General features: G+C 70.2%; 12 protein-coding genes and 1 pseudogene. 6 read left to right on the top strand and 7 right to left on the bottom strand.

The genetic code is table 11. The features are described from left to right. Positions 1-332: 332 nt before the first annotated feature. Together OG776_RS40710 and OG776_RS40715 are read left to right on the top strand one after the other, a co-directional pair. Positions 333-893 carry a SigE family RNA polymerase sigma factor gene (locus OG776_RS40710; protein ID WP_329323568.1) on the top strand — a complete coding sequence of 187 codons (561 nt, stop codon included), beginning with the start codon at positions 333-335 and terminating at the stop codon, positions 891-893. Further along, a complete protein-coding gene (locus tag OG776_RS40715; protein WP_329323569.1) occupies positions 890-2092 on the top strand; it encodes a WD40 repeat domain-containing protein in 1203 nt (400 codons plus the stop codon). Before OG776_RS40710 ends, OG776_RS40715 begins: the two co-directional genes overlap by 4 nt. Before the next feature lie 357 nt (positions 2093-2449). On the opposite strand, the gene OG776_RS40720 is transcribed toward OG776_RS40715, so the two are convergent. Next, entirely contained in the window at positions 2450-3427 is a 978-nt protein-coding gene (locus tag OG776_RS40720) for a hypothetical protein (RefSeq protein WP_329323570.1), read from the bottom strand. Beyond that, a complete protein-coding gene (locus tag OG776_RS40725) occupies positions 3424-4131 on the bottom strand; it encodes a hemerythrin domain-containing protein (RefSeq protein WP_329323571.1) in 708 nt (235 codons plus the stop codon). Before OG776_RS40725 ends, OG776_RS40720 begins: the two co-directional genes overlap by 4 nt. A gap of 73 nt (positions 4132-4204) precedes the next feature. On the opposite strand from OG776_RS40725, the gene OG776_RS40730 reads away from it, so the two are divergent. Next, complete coding sequence (locus OG776_RS40730) at positions 4205-4849, top strand: TetR/AcrR family transcriptional regulator (RefSeq protein ID WP_148011113.1); 645 nt, start codon at positions 4205-4207, stop codon at positions 4847-4849. A gap of 927 nt (positions 4850-5776) precedes the next feature. On the opposite strand, the pseudogene OG776_RS40735 reads toward OG776_RS40730, so the two are convergent. The 3 genes and pseudogenes from OG776_RS40735 to OG776_RS40745 all read right to left on the bottom strand — a co-directional run. After that, positions 5777-5974 (bottom strand): annotated as a pseudogene (locus tag OG776_RS40735) (hypothetical protein); the annotation flags it as partial. Between the two features lie 70 nt (positions 5975-6044). Continuing rightward, positions 6045-7985, bottom strand: coding sequence for an NPCBM/NEW2 domain-containing protein (locus OG776_RS40740; RefSeq protein ID WP_329323572.1), 1941 nt, complete (start codon positions 7983-7985; stop codon positions 6045-6047). A 637-nt stretch (positions 7986-8622) separates the two neighbouring features. Beyond that, on the bottom strand, positions 8623-9540 hold the full coding sequence (locus OG776_RS40745) for an endo-beta-N-acetylglucosaminidase H (RefSeq protein WP_148011115.1): 918 nt from the start codon (positions 9538-9540) through the stop codon (positions 8623-8625). Between the two features lie 885 nt (positions 9541-10425). Here OG776_RS40745 and OG776_RS40750 point away from each other — a divergent pair. Together OG776_RS40750 and OG776_RS40755 are read left to right on the top strand one after the other, a co-directional pair. Next, complete coding sequence (locus OG776_RS40750; protein ID WP_329323573.1) at positions 10426-14019, top strand: WD40 repeat domain-containing serine/threonine protein kinase; 3594 nt, start codon at positions 10426-10428, stop codon at positions 14017-14019. After that, complete coding sequence (locus OG776_RS40755; protein WP_148011117.1) at positions 14016-15266, top strand: protein kinase domain-containing protein; 1251 nt, start codon at positions 14016-14018, stop codon at positions 15264-15266. The genes OG776_RS40750 and OG776_RS40755 overlap by 4 nt, the downstream gene beginning before the upstream one ends. Positions 15267-15320: 54 nt before the next feature. Here OG776_RS40755 and OG776_RS40760 read toward each other — a convergent pair whose 3' ends face one another. After that, positions 15321-16025 carry a hypothetical protein gene (locus OG776_RS40760; protein ID WP_329323574.1) on the bottom strand — a complete coding sequence of 235 codons (705 nt, stop codon included), beginning with the start codon at positions 16023-16025 and terminating at the stop codon, positions 15321-15323. Between the two features lie 41 nt (positions 16026-16066). Next, positions 16067-16702, bottom strand: coding sequence for a DUF7019 family protein (locus OG776_RS40765; protein ID WP_148011119.1), 636 nt, complete (start codon positions 16700-16702; stop codon positions 16067-16069). 99 nt (positions 16703-16801) lie between these two features. Here OG776_RS40765 and OG776_RS40770 point away from each other — a divergent pair, with 99 nt between their 5' ends. Then, on the top strand, positions 16802-17029 hold the full coding sequence (locus OG776_RS40770; RefSeq protein WP_329323575.1) for a hypothetical protein: 228 nt from the start codon (positions 16802-16804) through the stop codon (positions 17027-17029). Positions 17030-17073: the final 44 nt, after the last annotated feature.

Below are 17073 nucleotides of genomic sequence, written 5' to 3' on the forward strand. Positions count from 1 at the left end.
GATCTTCCGACGGGGCACTGCCGACACAGGCCTGCGCATCAGAGCCTGACCGTCGGGCGTCGCTGCGGTGTGACACCGTCTGGACTCGTCCGGGTGCTGTCCAGCCCGACCGGCCAAGCGGCAAAGGATCGCGCGCAGCGGCGTCCGGCGACGCCTCGTGCATCGACGGCTCGTGCCGCGTGTCGCCATCCGGCCGGGACACAGGGTTGGGGAACACGGATAATTTTGCTGCCACCTGGGGCATAGCGGCGGCCCGTCGCACGCGTCACCCGGGGCACAGGGGGTGGCGGCGAGGGCCGTCGGAGAAGGCCCCGGGACGGACGAAGGTGACGATGGATGCCGAAGCTCAGGAGAACTTCCGGGAGTTCGTGGCGAACCGGTCGTACGCGCTGCTGAGGACGGCCGTCCTGCTCAGCGGCGGGGACCGGCACGCCGCCGAGGACCTGCTGCAGAACGCGCTGATCAAGGCGGCCGGGCGCTGGCACCGCATCGACGAACCCGAGGCGTACGTACGGCAGATCCTCTACCGGCAGCAGGTGAGCCGCTGGCGGCTGAAGTGGCCCCGGCAGGAGACGAGCGTCGGCGAGCCGCCGGAAGGCACCCGCCACGTCACGGACTCCGCGGCCGCGGCCGAACTGCGCGTCGTGATGCGCGGCGCGCTCGCCCGGCTCACCGCACGCCAGCGCAGCGTGCTCGTGCTGCGCTACTACGAGGACCTGCCCGAGGCGGACGTCGCCCGGCTCCTGGGCTGTTCGGTCGGGACGGTGCGGTCCACGACCCACCGCTCACTGGCCCGGCTGCGCACCCTCGCCCCCGAACTGGCCGCGCTCGGCCGGGGCGCCGACGAACAACCCCCGACCCGTGACTTCTCGGCCCTGGAGGCGCGCCCGTGAACGTCGACGACCTCATCCGCGACTCCTTCCGCGAGCAGCACGCGGAGTCGGCCCCACCGCCGGTGGACCTCGCCGAGCGGGTACTGGCGGTCCGGCGGCGTCGCCGGACCCGAGCGGTCGTGTCCGTTGCCGTGGCCACTGCCGCGGCGGTCGCGGTCGCCGTGACGGTGCCGGGGCTGGGCGGCGGCAAGAATGACGTGCGCCCCGCGAACGTCCTCGACCACGGCGACCTCATTGCCCACCCCGACCAGTCGCCACCGCGCGAGATGATCGCGGCCGGGCGCGTCGTACTGGCCGCCTACTGCACCTCGACGAGCGTCAAACAGTCGGGCGGCCGGCACACCGACGTCCGTACCTACTGGCTCCTCAACCCGCGGACGCACACGTACGAGAAGGCGGAGAAGTGGTCCTTCGTCGCGGTCGCCCCGGGCCTGCGGACCGCCGCCGTTCTGGAACGCGACCTGCCGGCCGGGCGGATCGGCCTGCTCGACCTGCTCACCGGCAAGGTGGAACGCTGGATCCCGGTCGAACACACCGTGGGAGCCCTCTCGTTCTCGCCCGACGGCCGCACACTCCTCGCGACGACCTACAAGAAGAACCCCGACGTGCACGTCACCCTGTCCGGCAATCAGTCCAGCCGCTGGCCGAACTACCAGGAGCCAGGCCGGACAGGCTTCTCCATCATCGACGTCGCCTCCGGTACGGAGTCGTGGAGCAAGGTCCCGTCGGGTGACGGCACCGGCCTCAACGACCGACAGGATTTCGGTTTCAGCCGTGACGGGAAGCTCGTCTACACCGGGCTCACCGAGGAACCGGGCCAGCGGTTCTACGACTTCCGGGGCCGCCCGGTCCCGACGCCCGCGCTGGAGAGGCACCTGCAGTGGTACGTCGACGCGCGGCTGTCCCCGAACGGCCGACTCGCCGCGGGCGCCGCCAGTGACGGGACGAAGTACACGTCTTCCGAGATCCTGAACCCCACCACCGGCAGTCGTTCGACCATGGTGCGCGGAGAGCAGCTGCTCGCCTGGATCGACGACGAGCGGCTGATCGCCTGGGACATCACGCCCGGCTCGAACGAGTTCCGCAACCGGCTCGTGGTCGTCGCCCTGGGCAGCGACAAGGAGGTGCCGCTGAGCGGCTTCCGCGGAGGTGACGACCGCGCCGCCGGACGCTGGACGCCTGTCTTCGCCGAGCGCTGATCAGCCGGCCACCAGCACTTCGTACGCCGCCAGCAGTCCGTCGGCCGCCCCCCGGCCGGCGGAACGCAGAGGCACGTCGACCGGGCCCACCGGCATGCTCTGGTCCAGCCGTGGCGCTGACGGGGGTGCGTTCGCACGCGGACGCGCCGAGACCAAGGCCGGGAACTATCGGGTTTCCCGGCCTTCGTACCGCAGGCCGGCCGTGCGGGGCTGCCGTACGCGCGTCCGCCGGCTGGCGCTCCAGGGTCCCGGGTCGCAGGGCTGATCGTGGCGCATCCGCGATGACGGGCGCATACGCGGGGAATCGCGTCCAGGGGTGGGGCGTTCTCGCCAGCAGGTCCTGGACAAAAGGGTATGTCAGTCCGTCGGGCGCTGGGCGGCGAGGGCGTTCAGGCGGGCGGAGGTGCCGTCACGCTGCGCGCGCCACAACCCGTATTTGGCCAGTAGCCCGTTGGAGACGGTCAGCAGTGTCCGGTACGGGGGAGCGGCCAGGCCCTTGGACGTGTGCGGTGCGTAGACCGCATCCTTCTCGGTGACCGTGAGCCAGCCGGTGAGCGTCCGCATGCCCAGCCCCACACACTGCGGTTGGAAGGCGTGCGCAAGGAAGCCCGCTCTACGGCCGCCGGGCGGAAGCAGTCCTGCGGGGATGTCCAGGTGCAGTCCGGCCTCGTCGTGACCGGTGACTCTCACGGGGACGATGACGGGTAGACCGTCCGCGCCGCGGTAGGCAAGAAGCCGGTGCGGCAGCCGGTGAACCTGACGGGCGACCGCGGCGACGTCGACGCGCGGGCCGGTACCGTTCTTGGGTGCGTCCTGCTCCGCCGGGAACTGAGGCCAGGCGGTTCCTGTGACCGCTCCCGCGCCGAGGGCCGCGAGGTTCTCCCACACCGCGACACGCTTCAACTCGACCTCCACGAAGACGCGTTCCTGGTGGTACTCGCGCAAGAGCCAGTCCCACAAAGGCCCGTGCCTCACTTCTCCGAGGAACGGCTCGGAGGCACGCATCAGTTCTGCCAGACGCTCCGGCGACGGGCGCATGTCCACCGACGCGGCGCCCTGGGCCAGTACGTACGCGTCACCGGCGGCGAAGCCGTGCTCCCGGGTGTGATAGGCGACGGCGACGTTCGGGTCGCGCAGGATCCGTTCGAGCTTCTTCGGGAAGCCGAGCGAGGTGGTGAACCCGACCCGCCCGGCGTCACGGTTCCCGAGGCCCAGCGGTGAGACGCTGGTGACCACGGCGCCGCCTGCCGGAGTGACATAGGCGACCGCCACGGTGAGGTCGCCCTTGATCACGGGGTCCGCGGCGTCGGGCCACCGGAGCGGTGCGGACGTCATGCGCCGGTCCCGCGGAGGACACCGAGATCGGCCGCTGCCTGGAGACGCATCGCGGGGACCAGCGGGCGCACCGGCTCGGGCAGGCCCGAGAGGACCAGCTCGACCTCCGCGGGGGTGCCCACCTCGTCGAGGAAGCCGACCATGAGGTGCCCGGCCACAGGGGGAGTGGTCGCGATCACGCGCTGTGCGAAGTCCTGCCACTCCGCGGGGCTGACATGCGCGCGGAGCGCAGGGAAGAGGACGGGCTCTTCATGGGTCAGGTGGTCGTGCACGACGTCTCGGACCGTCACCGCGGCGTCGTACAACGCGGCGCGAACCGCCGACTCGTCCGTGGACGCCGCACCGTCGCCGGTGTCGGCCGTCGCCAACGGGACGCCGTCGCCGTTTTCGCCGGCGTGGACGGCGACTCCGGCCAGCCGGTCGAGCGCCGCGTCCAGTTGGTCATGCTCGTCGGTCAGTGAGTCCAGATCCTGTGCGGCGGCCGGCGCTTTCGCGGTGATCCGGGGCCACAGGTCGTCGTCCTCGGTCTGGTGGTGGTGCCGGAGGTTGGCGACGAGGAAGTCGCGCAGCTGTGCGGTCGCGTCGAGGGGGACCGAGCCGTCGAGGGCTGCATCGGCCAGCAGCGTGGTGGCCACGCGGTGGACGTCGTGGGCCAGCCGGGTCTCGACGACTGCGGGTACGTCCGTGGGGGGTGTCGATGTCATGTAACGCAACCTATTCATTATAGGAACCTATTGTCAATATGGTCACCTATCGTACGCGCGGTACACTGCGTCCGTGACGACGACCCGGAAGTACACCTCGACCCGACGCGTCAGCTCGGCGGCCGCCACCCGCGAAGCCATCCTGAGCAGCGCGCACGCGCTCTTTCTCGCACGTGGGTACGCCGGTGTGACCGTCGCGGAGATCGCGGACGCGGCAAAGGTCGCCGTACCGACCGTGTACAGCAGCGTGGGCAACAAGCCCGGCATCCTGACGGCGCTTTTGGAGCCTGCACTCACGGACCCCGCCATCGCCACGACCCTCGCGGCAGTCGAGGCCACCGACGATCCGCGCGCCGTGATCGACCTGACGGCAGCGGGTACTCGGCTCACGCATGAGCGTCACTGGGACCTGGTGTACGAGGTCTTCTACCGGAACCCGCCCGGCGAGCCCGCCGTCAAGGCCGTTCTGGACAAAGGGGCGGACGACTACGTCCAAGCTCTGACCCTGGTCGCTGATCGCCTGGCCGAGCTCGATGCGCTGCGCGCCGGGGTGGACCGCGCCGAGGCCATCGACCTGCTCTGGTTCTATCTGGGGCCGCACGCCTGGATCACGCTCGTCGGCGAACGCGGATGGCCCTTCGGGCGGGCGCAGGACTGGATTGCCCGCTCGGCCCGTCACGCACTGCTGCCTGATCGTTCCGTAGCGCCTTCCAGCTGAGGGCTGTCCCGTGATCCCCCGTGGATCAGCGCGCGGCGTCGGACGCGGTGCGTCGCAAGGCGGAGGCTCGTTCTCATCAGGGTGTGTTCGGGCGATCCGACAACGCGGCGAGGTGCCGTAGCTGTCGTCGTGCGCCCGGTCCCCACGGCTCTGCTGCTGACGATGCGGTCCTGCCGATGGGGCAGTTCGAGACCCCGAACCTCCTCGAGACTTCGTCCGTGGCTGCAGTCCCGGTGGTGGCGGACCAGGCCTCTTCACGTCGGGTCCAGCCGCCGAGTTCCACAGGCGCACCCGGCCCGGTGCACTCCTGCCCGAAGTCAGGCATTCGTAGTGCCCTGAGTCCGGCTCGCTGACAGGACGACAGGGCATGCGGTCCCGCGCTTCGTTCGCATGCCGCGCGGGACCGCCCACACCGGCGACCGAACCGGCGGATTCGACCAGCCAAGGGTGCCGAACGTATCGGCGCGTGCGGAGCGGAGCCTGAGCGCCGGGTCCTTCGCCTCGCAGGTCATCTGGGCGATACGACCAGAGTGCGCCCCTCGCGCATGAAGAGCACCGTACGCGATGACCGTTCAGCGATGCCTGGCGTTCCGGCTGAGGATTCGGAGTCCGTCGACGCTCTGTACCAGGAGGGCGCAGCCCAGCAGCGCGCACACGGTCTCGAGCACGATCCGGGTCCCCGAAGGATCATCGAAGAGGACTGCGACGGCCTGCACGAGGAGCAGTACTCCCGCAAGGACTCCGAGTGCACCAGCCCAGCGGTTCCGCGGCACGAATCGCCACCATGGCCCGTCTGCCGGTCGGCCCCACGCTTGCTCATTGTTCGGCACAGCAACCTCCTCATGAGTTCTCGATCGAACTGCGGGTTGCCGAGGATCGGTCGATCATGCAGCCGGTGCCTGTACCTGCCGCCTCCGGTCGCGAGAGTCGCGGGGTAGACGGCTCGACGGTGCCGCGGACCACCAGCGGCCTGGAATGGAAGACGGTGTGCGCGGAGGAATCGTGGGAGTCCTCGAAGAACGCCAGCTCGATCAGGCCGGCACCGTCACGGAAAATGACCCGCTTCCCGGACGGGATCGGCGGATTCTGCGTGGAGGCCCGCACCCTGGCGACCAGCACCTTCTCGTGTCCCGGCGACCTCTCGGCGAGACCGCCGCACCCGGGTGAGCTGTCACCTGGGTACGGCGGAGCCGAGTCAGCAACTGGCGTTCAAGCCCGCCCAGTTGGCGCGGTCGTTGTAGCCGCCGTCGCCGGCGTCGCCGACCACCAGGTCGAGCACCCGGACGCCGGTCAGGTCGATGTCGGCCTGGCGGACGTCGTCGCGGCCGAGCACACCGCTGTCGTACAGCACCCGGCCGTCACCGATGACCTGGAAGGTCGAGGTGCCGCCCTCCGGGCCGACGTTGCGCACCGCGTCGTCGATGCCGACGGTCGTGGTCAGCCGGGTGCACCGGTCGCCGAGGTAGTAGCGGATCGTGGAGGGCGAGGCGACTCCGATGCCGGTCGGGTACTCCTGGCCGAGCATGCTGATGGGCGTCCAGCCCCCGACGCTCCGGTCGACCGTCGGGCTCATCCATCCACTGGTGGCGCTGATCCAGTCGTGGTGGGACAGGACGGCTTCGCCGTTCGGTGCCGCCGGTGCCACGACCATCGCCGTGGTCGTCTGTTGCCGCAGCTGCCCCTTTCCGGCCACTTCGTACGAGGTGGTGGCGGTCAGATCGGCGCTACCAGGTGCGGCGCTGGCCGGCAGGGTCACGGTGAAGGCGAGGTTCACGGAGCGGTTGGGCGTCAGCATCTTCGGTGCCTCGCCGGCCGTGCGAACCGTCCACCCGGCGGGCGCCGCAAGTCCGACCCGCGGTGCGTAGACCGGCTTCGTACCGTCGTTGCGAACGGTGACCTCGACCCGGACCTGGTCGCCACCCGCGGCGACCGGAGCCACGCCCGTCGCGACCGCGTCGCTGCCGACCTTCGTCACCCGCGGCAGGCCGGCGACGACGTGCGGAACCCCGGGCTTGCCCGTTGCCCGGCCGACCCGGAGCAGGGCCGCGCCGTGCGCCGGGACGGCCGCACTGATGGTTCCACCGCTCTCGGTGACCTGGTTGGACCAGGCGTTCTTCACGGTGAACCGTCCTCCGGACAGGCCGACCGACCTGGCGGTCGTGGCCAGCGTCGCCGGAGTGTCACCCCGGTTCAGCAGCATCACGGCACGGTCCCCGTCGGCCAGTCGCTTCACCCAGGTCTCCGTCATGCCGGCAGGGCCCACACGGACGGCCTGGACGCCCGCGGAATCCTGGTTGATGGCGAGGACATCGCGGTCCTCGAGGATGCCGAGCGAGGTCTTGCTGAGCTTACGGACGTCGCTGCCGATCACCAGCGGCGCGGCCGCCACCGACCAGAGCGTCATCTGCGTACGGAACTCCTCGTCGCTCATCCCCAGTTCGGGTCCGAGGTAGTCCGGGTCGTTGAAGTGCCCCGGTCCGGCGGCCTCGGGATGCCGCGCGTTCGCGTCGTAGTTCCGCAGCACGTCCTTGAACTTGATCTCGCCGACGAAGCCGACATCCGTGTACGTCCGCCAGGACTGCGCGATCGCGGGCGCGTAGGACCAGGAGTACGTGGACTGCTGCGTCTCCGGGTAGTTGCCCCAGTCCGGAGAGGTCACCGGGTTGCAGAGGTTGAAGAGTATCGGGCGCCCGCTGGAGTTGTTCCGCAGCGCCTTCGCGAACTCGGTGTAGACGGTCTTGGGGTCGAGGTCGGCGGCGATCCCGCAGAGGTAGTCCACCTTCACGGCGTCGAACTTCCAGGCCGCGAACTGGTTCGCGTCGCGCTGGTAGTAACCGTGGCTGCCGAGCCCGCACTTGCCCGGGATGTAGGGGCCGGCGTCGGTGTAGATGCCCGCTTTGAGGCCCTTGCTGTGGATGTAGTCGACCAGTGGCCTCAGCCCGTTCGGGAACTGGTCCGGGTTGGGCACCAGGTCACCGGCCGCGCTGCGCGGGGTCGGTGCCGCCCAGTTGCCGTCGATCCAGACGTACTGGTAGCCGGAGTCGCGCAGACCGCTGCTGACCAGGAAGTCCGCCACCGATCTGATCTCCGACTCGGTCGGATCGCCACCCAGAGCGTAGTAGGTGTTCCACCCCATGTATGGGGTCTGGCCCAGCACTTGCTTCGATGCGGCTGTCGTAGTGCCGGCGCCGTCGGCAGTGCGGGCACTACCGGCCGCAGGGGCTGCGTGGGCGGGTGCTTGTGCGACCAGCAAGGACATCAGGAGGGCAAACAGGACGGTGAGATGTCGTTTCACATCGGATCCTTCACTGTCCGATCACGCGTGCAGGCCCGTCCCGGTCGTGTGCCCGAGGTACCGCCGCCCAACGGAACGTGCGGCGGCAGTTGTTGGAACCAGTCAGCGCCCGATCGTCTACGGGTTGGTGCCCAGGATCTTGCAGCGGTCGCCGACGCGCGTCAATATTAATTCCTAAATTAGGAGTTAGATGGGCGGAGGTCGTTCGGTGCCCAACAGTCGTCTGTGAGGCGGGATGTGGCCGGAGGGTGGGGGGGTGACGTGTGCAGCCGCGTGCGCGCCAGCCGTCAGCGCGTCACTCAGCTGGCGGGCCCAGCCGTACGCGAAGCGGACTGCGCGATACCTGGTCGCGTAGTGCTGGCCCACCCGGCGGCCGTGCCTTCGACATCGTTGTCGAAGGCACGGCCTGTCCGAGGCGCGGCCCTACGGGATGCAGCGGGCCCCGAGGGGGCGCTGGACGCCGGGAAGCGCGGTGGGTCTACGGCGTGTAGCGGGCGTCACTGCCGTACAGCTCCTTGGTGAAGGCGGAGACGTCGGCACTGCGATTGGCGCCGTCAAGGTTGTACGTCAGATAGACGCCGTAGCCCTCACTGACCGTGCGTCGGGCGAGACTGGCGGCCGTGCTCTGCGACGTGCCGCCGATCTCGACGGCCGCCGGCGACAGCTTCGACTTGGGCAGTGCGATGCCGGGGACCTGCCAGGAGCCGTAGTACGGATTCCAGGCGTAGTTGAACTTGGACGAGATGTCGACACCGCCGTAGGACAGACGCGACGCGGCGGGGCCGATGTTGTAGAGGCTGATGATCTTGTCGGGCATGTTGGTGCGCAATGCCGACACCAGGTACACGAACGAACTGGCGTTGGGCTGGCCGGTGCCGTTGTTGCCGTACTCGGCGTACTCGTCGTCGAAGTCGATGCCGTCGAGACCGTACTTGGCCACGGTGTCCGACAGTTGTTTCGCGAACGTCGAAGCCGCCTGCTGGGACGGGAAGTTGGCGAAGCCCGCGCCCTGGTGATTGCCGAGCACCGAGAGGACGACCTTGATGCCCTTTTGCTGCAACGGCCGTATCTGCGTGGCGGCGTTGTCGAGAACGTGTTGCACGTTCTCGTTGAAGTACAGAGTTGCCGCCTTCCTGCCCGTGTCGTAGTTGATGTTCGCCGCGAAGATCACGGCGACGTCGAAGACGTTGCCGCCGCCGTTGGCCAGGGTGTACTTACCGACGTTCAGCATGCTGTTGTTGTTCACCTCGACGTACGCCACCGTGGTCGGTCCCTGTTTCGCGGCAGATGGGGCCGCTGCCGCGCCGGTCGTGGCGGTCGCGCCTAAAGCGAGGGCCGCAATGGCCGAGAGCGCGAGCGCGACCGTTCGTACTCTGCTCCGTACCGGAGTGAACATCGTTGATCGGTCTCCTGTCGTATGGGCGGCGCCCAACCTGTTCGCGAGCGCCGTGTGAGCCTTCCGATCTTTCCGTCCCCGCGACCGAATCCCCAGAGTCACGCAACACTTTTTTACGATGGCCACGCACATCACGGAGTAATTCTCAATCCGTAGGGGAGTTACTGGGGCACTACGGATGCGCACTGTCCCGGGCCTGCGACCTGTGGGCGCCCAGCCTGCCCATCGCCGCGCCGACCGGTGGATCGGACGTCCGACCTTGTCAACCATCCGTCTTCGAACGGAGACCGGCCCAAGTTCCGCGGGCGCGGTGAACCACCGGCAGCGAGCGTCGGACGCCAACTCCCGGAAGAGACCACCGGCGCCGCTCGTCCTGCGACGGCGTCCGCTGGTCACCTCGTGGCGACGCCTGCACGAGGCTGTCAGGACGGAACACGAACAACTTGACGGCCCGGACGATGGGCAGGCCTGTGATGCCGCGGCATGACGGCACGTCTTCGTCCGTCCTGCCGATTCCTCCTCCGACGTGGACGCCGTTGACCCTGGGCCTACAGCAAGATCCGCCTCGGCGTCGACGGAGCCGCAATGGCCGGGCGCATTCCCCACCGTCAGGTGAGGGAGGTGCTCTTCCCAGTCGAACTGCATCGAGCGGCCGAGCTGGTGGGGCGCCGTAGATCGGGTTTCGGAAGTCGCGCCGGAGGAAGCCCTTCGGTGGATCCGTGTGGTCGCGGCGTTGGCTTGGCCACTGTCGAGGCCGTGGTACGAGGGCCGAGGTTGCGCGCCGTCCCTCGGGAGGCTCGTGCGGGCGGGCGTTCCGCACCAGGGTGCGTGAAGTGGGCAGGTGCGCGTTGCCAACCTGCCTCGTTCTGCGAAAGGTTGATGGGTATGGCGACGGGGAGATGGCGGCGCGGGGACCTCGTCCTCGGTCTGTACGAGGTGCGCGAGGTGCTGGAAGGCGGAGGTATGGGCCTGGTGTACAAGGTCCGCCACCGTTCCTGGAACACGGACCTCGCCGCCAAGGTGCCCCGGCCCGAACTGGTCGCCACGGCCGCGGGGCGAGGCGGGTTCGAGCGGGAGGCGGGCACTTGGGTCGGCCTGGGCCTGCACCCGCACGTTGTCGCCTGTCTGTACGTTCGTCAAGTGGACGCCGTCCCGTGCGTGTTCGCCGAGTGGGTGCCGGGGGGCTCGCTCGCCGAACTGGTGAGGGACAGGCGGCTGTACACCCGGGGCGGCGACGACCTGCTCGCACGGCTGCTCGACCTGGCTGTGCAGATGGCCTGGGGCATCGGCCATGCACACGAGCAGGGGCTGATCCACCAGGACGTCAAGCCTGCGAACATCATGGTCGACCCGGCCGACGGCTGGACAGCCAAGGTGACCGATTTCGGTCTTGCCGGTGCCCGCGCCGCAGCCGGGGAGAGCGTACTGGCATCGCCTCAGGCCAGCCTGCTGGCCAGTTACGGCGGGATGACGCCCGCGTACTGCTCCCCGGAGCAGGCGGACGCGGTGTACGGCGCCCCCGTCACGCTCACTCGTGCCACGGACATCTGGTCCTGGGCGCTGAGCGTGCTGGAGATGTTCACCGGCGGGCCGCCCTGCGAATACGGGCAGTCGGCTCCCGAGGTGTTGGCCGCCTTTGTGGCTTCGGGGCGCCCGGCACCGGGCGCACCCGCCATGCCGACGGCCCTGGCCGATCTGCTGATGCGGTGCTTCGAGGTCGACCGGGACCGGCGCCCGCGCCGGATGGACGAGATCGCCGCGGCCGTGTCGGAGATCTACCAGGACGCCGTCGGCAGGCCGTATCCGCGGGTGCCCGCACAGGCCGTGCGACTGCTCGCCGACTCGCTCTCCAACCAGGCGCTGTCGCTGCTCGACCTGGACCGCGCTCAGGAGGCGGAGGGCCTCTGGGGCGAGGCCAGGGACATCGACCCGCACCACCTGCCCACCGTCTACAACCAGTCCCTCTACCGGTGGCGGCGAGCCTCGTTCTCGGACGAGGACGTGCTGTCCGGCCTGCGGACGGCGAAGGCCCTGGGCGGGTCCGGCCAGGAGGCCGACCGGCTGCTGGGCCTCGTGCAGGTGGAACGGGGGGACGACACCGCTGCCCTCGCGCTCCTCGCGGACGCGCCGGATGGTCCCGAGGTGCGGGCCGCCCGGGCGGAGTTGAGTCGCCGCGGCCCCGCACGCGGACCCGAACGGCTCACCGGCCATCAGGGCGAGGTAGGTGCTGTCGCGGTGGACGCGACGGGAACGGTGGTGCTCACCGGCGGTGCGGACGGCCGGGCCCGGGTGTGGGACACTGCCACCAGCCGCTGCCGGTACGAACTGCCGCCCGGGGCGGCCGGCACCCTCCATGACCATCCGGTTCCGGTGACCGCCGTCGCCGTCGCCCCCGACGGCAGGGCCGGTCTGGTGGGCCACCGCTACGGGCCGGTCGAGCTGTGGGACCTGACCGCGGGCACCCTGCTGGGCACCATCGGTCGGCGGGGCCCGGAGGTCGTCGCGCTGGCGCTGAACGGTTCGGGCGGCGCCGCGGTGGCCTACCGCACGGGGCAGGTGGAGGTGTGGGACGCGCGGGCCGGGTGGCTGCGGCGGACGCTGGAGCACCCGCCCGCATCGCACCAGAAGATGGACCCCGACAGCTGGCGGGTACTGCCTCGGATCCACTACGAGCCGGCCCTGGTCGCCCTCGTCGCCCTCGCCGAGGACGGCAGCACGGCGGTGTCCGCGGCCCCGCGCAGCGGCAGCGTGGTGACCTGGGACATCGCGCAGGGCCGTCCGCTGCACCAGTTGGTCACGTCCGCGGACCGGCACCTCACCGGCATCGACGAGGTGGCGTTGAGCCCCGGTGGCACGGCAGCTCTGCTGTTGGGCCACCGGTCGACCACGGCCCGTATATGGGAGTGCGCCACCGACCGGGTCCGCGCCACCGTGCCCGACCAGATCGGCCGCCACGATCAGGTCGTGCTCAGCGAGGACGCCACGATCGCGGCTTCGGCTTCCCTGAGCGGAACGGAGCCGTTGCGGATCTGGGAACTGTCCTCCGGCCGCTGTCTCCATACGATCAGTACGCAGATCGTCCCGAGTACCCGGCCCGATCTGCCCGTTCGGCTGGGTCTCACCTCTCTGGCCCTCAGCGGCGACGGCCGGCTCGCCGTCCTCGGCGACGGGGAGGGCGGCATCCAGATCCACCGTTTGGCCCAGGCCGGGTTCCGCGCCGGGTGGCTCTATGGGCGGCCGGCCGCCGCGCTCGCGCTGGCCCGGCGCGAGGTGGACCGGGCACGCTTCGTCGCGCGGGCCACGGCACTGGCGGCGCAGGGCGATCCGGAGGCGGCTGCGGAACAGCTCCGGGCAGCCCGCGCCGTCCCCGGTTTCGAGCGCCATCCTGAACTGCGGCGGCAGTGGGAGGAGCTGGGCAGGGCCGCGGGCCGACGTACCGGTCTGCTCGGCATCTGGGACTGTTACAGCTTCAGCGGCACGGTGCTCGGCCAGAACGTCCTGGTGGCCCCAACGCCCGACGGCGCACGGATGGTGATCCCCGGCGCCTTCGGCCGAGTCCATGTGTGCGACCTGGCGACGGGCCGGGTCCAGTACACCTTTCCCGAACTTCTTCAGGGCAACACGCACACCGTCGCGGTCGCCGACGACGGCCTCCTTGCCGTCACCGCCGACTGGGCCGGCACCGCACACCTGTGGGACCTCGACGCCGGCACCAGGAGCTGCGAGCTGCACGGCGACCACGGCCTGGTGAGGGCGCTCGCCATGGACCGGGCCGGCCGGTACGCGCTGGTCGGCGACGAGGACGGGGCCCTGTGCCTGTGGCGGCTGCGCCCGGCCTTCTTGCAGCGCACGATGGTGGGCCACGACGGCGCCGCGCGCCTGGTGCGCTTGTCGCCCGACGCGCGTTATGCCGCGTCGGTCGGCCGGGAGGACGGCACGGGCAGGCTGTGGGACACCGGCACCGGCCGCCCGTTGCTCGACTTCCCCGTCGCGTTCGGCAATCCCGATCTGCGGTTCACACCGGACAGTAGGCGCCTCTTCGTCTACACCGGCTTCCGGATGTCCGTGTGGGACGTGCGCGGGCGCCGCCTGCTGTACGAGCGGGACGGGCACTCCGAGTCCTTCGCGCTGAGCGCCGACGGCGGCACGGCGGCGACCGAGGGCGCTGACGGCACACTCGAGGTGTGGGAGACGAGCAGTGGCCGGACGCTGTGCGAGGTGCCCTGGTACAGCCATCTGTTCGAGGTGAGCCCCGACGGGCGCCACGTGGTCTCGGCTTCCGACCGGGTGCTCCACGTGTGGGATGTGCGCACGGGGCAGCGTGTGCACACGCTGGAGGGCCACCCCGAGGCGGTCTGCCTGGTGATGTTCGCGGCCGACGGCCGGTACCTTCTCTCGGCCGACCACCGGCCCGGCCTGCGGCTGTGGGAGCTCGACTACGACTACGACTTCACCGCCGAGAGGACGGACGGCACATGACGGCCCGGGTGACCGTTTCGGTGCACACCGCTGACGAGGCCGGCGACCACGTTTTCGAGACACCCGTCACTTGCGAGGTGGGCCGGTCGGACGCCTGCCGTATCCGCATCCCCGAACGGCACCGCAGCGTGTCCAGGCGGCACTGCCGGCTGGACATCGACCCGCCGCGGCTGCGGGTGCGGGACCTGGGCAGCAGTTATGGCACTTTCGTCAACGACAGCCGTCTCGGCCGGCTCACCGAGAAACCTCTGGCCGACGGTGACGAGATCCGCATCGGCGACGTACGGCTACGGATCAGGGTGACCCTGTCGCCCGATCGTGAACCGGACGAGGGCCGCGCGCAGTTCGACCCCCTCGCCTCCTTCGTGCCTCCTGAGGTGCCCGGCTACCGCCTGGTACGCGAACTGGGCCGCGGATCCCAGGGCGTCGTCCAGCTGGCCCGCAGTCTGGCGACGGGCGATCTCGTCGCGCTCAAACAGGTGCCGGTCACCCGCCACGCCGACGACCATGCCCGCTTCGCCCTGCGACGCGAGCTGGAGAGCGTCCGCGCGCTGCGTCATCGGAACATCGTGGAGTTCCGCGACAGCGGCGACGACCACCGCGCCTTCTACTTCGCCGGCGAGTACTGCCCCGGCGGCAGCCTCGAAGAGTTCTCCGAGCGGCACGGCGGGAGGGTGCCGGTGGCCGAGGCACTGTGCGTCGTCCGGCAGGTGCTGGCGGGGCTGTCCCATGCCCACCGGGCGGAGCTGCCCGCGCTGCGGCAGCAGGACGGTGCGGCCACCTCGGTGCGCGGTCTGGTCCACCGCGACGTGAAGCCCGCCAACATCCTGCTGTCCGGCTCCGGATCGGACGGCCGGCCCGTGGTCAAGCTCGCCGACTTCGGTCTGGCCAAGGCCTTCGAGCGGGCGGGTCTGTCCGGCCACACCAGGACGGGGGCGATGGGCGGCACGATCCCGTTCATGGCGCGCACCCAGCTGATCGGCTACAAGTACGCCGGGCCGGAGGTGGACGTGTGGGCGAGCGCTGCCTGCCTGTACTGGATGCTCACCGGCGCCACGCCACGCGACTTCCCCCAGCACAAGGACCCCGTCGCGGTGGCGCTGCGCGAGCCCGTGGTGCCGGTCAGGGACCGCGATCCGTCCCTGCCTCCCCGGCTGGCGAAGGTCATCGACGAGGCGCTGAACGACAACCCGGCCATCACGGTCCGTACGGCGGACGAACTGACCGCGACGCTGGCGGACTTCTGACGGTCGCGCAGACCGCGCCGGTGGTCGTCCCTGTCGGACGGGAGAACGGTCTGCTCACGTTCCGCCGTCACGCATACAGACATACCCGGTGCGGACGTGAAACCCTGTCCGGCCCGTCCGCTCCCAGTGCTGTCCGCCGTACAGGGCCTGGCGCAGAGCATCGTCGTGCGCCGCCCGTTGCTTACGGGTGCAGCCGCTCCGGTCGATGTCGAGCGCGGCGACGACCGGCGGGACGGCGCCCCGGAACTCCTCGGGAAGGGAATCCGCGCGTGCCTCGTCGTAGTCCGGGTCGTCGGGGTAGCTCAGCGACAGGGTGACGGGCGGCTCCGCGCCGAGGCGCCGCCCCGCGGTGCGCAGCGACTCCGCCAGCTGCTGCAGGGCCATGCGGATGTCGCTGCTGAGCGTCACATGGCCGCGCGGTGGCACGAACAGATCCGGTGGCACGGCCTCCGGCACCACATAGCGCACGGCGACGTGCTCGGCATGGAACTGCACCAGCAGGCCCGGCCATTTTCCACCGCCCTCGACGGTGAACTCGGGCTGCGGCCGGGGCGACCAGCGCAGCAGTACGAGATCCACCATCTCCAGGGCCTCGGGCGGCAGCTTGTCCGGGCTGTACGGCCCCCGGCTGCGGGTCCGCAGGGCGCTGTCGTTCATCGTGGCCGTCATCCGCGCACCGTCGGCGCCGATGTCGAGGGCCAGCGGGTGGATACCGAACGTGAGCATGATGCCCTGTGCCGCATCGATCCGCGACGACACGGCCGGCCTCCAGGGATCCGGTGCGTGCGCGCTCCGCCTCCTCATTCGGCCAGTGCCACGTACAGGGGGCTGCCGAGCAGGACCGTCATGTCCCCCGCCGGGTACAGCTCCGGGTAGGGGCAGGGCCCGCTCACCAGCCGCTTGGCCACGAACTCGATGTTCTGGACGGGCCCGCGGAGGACGGCATTGGCTTGCACGACGGTGGTCAGGGCTTCGGGCAGCACCGTGTCCCCGACTGCCAGGGATGCCAGCTGGGCCAGCATCATCGGCGTCATGGAACCGCTCATCTGGTGCGGCGCGGGGTTCTCGGCCTGCTGGGCGCCCAGCACGTGCCCCGTCGAGCCGCCGAGGCCCACGATCGTCCGGTCGCTGCGCCCGCCGAAGTACACGGTGCCGCTGTTGCCGACGGGGCCCCACTGCATCGGTAGTACCCCGTACACATACTGCCCGGCTTCGTCCACGTCCCCCAGACCGCCGTGGTCCTCCAGATGGCGAACCACCCGCTCGAGACGGGCGACGCGCTCCGTGCCTGCGCTCTCGACACTGTGCCGGGCGCCCAGCATCTTCAGCCCGAAACTGAACTCGGTGACCCGCTTGCGCCCCCACCCCGGGTCGATCTGGGCCAGCATCATGTCGACCTTGGCGTCACTGATGTACAGGTAATAGCGGAACGGCACCCGCGCCCCTTCCCCCACGTCACAGGCCGCCGACTCTACTCCCCGGCATCGGCACGGGAGTAGGGGAGCATCGAGACACACTTCCTCCGGTGGTGGGTGGTGTACGACCTCTTCCGGCGCCGGTGCCGCCACGGCTACGTGCGCGAGCTCTGCCGGCGGCTGCGACGCCTGGAACGCGAGCGGCAGGGCCGCGACGATCAACTCACGTACGGTCAGAAGGTGAAGCGCCGCGTCCCCTTGGGCGAGGGTCTGCTGTACGCGCTGTACGCGCTGTACGGAACGGCAGGCATGGCCGCGACTGTGACCGCCACCCGGCTCCGGCACTGAAAGTGCCCCGCCGCGGCGGGTGCGGAAGTCTCACGGGCCGAACT

Origin of the sequence: Streptomyces sp. NBC_01689, from assembly GCF_036250675.1 — a bacterium.
In the GTDB taxonomy this organism is placed as follows: domain Bacteria; phylum Actinomycetota; class Actinomycetes; order Streptomycetales; family Streptomycetaceae; genus Streptomyces.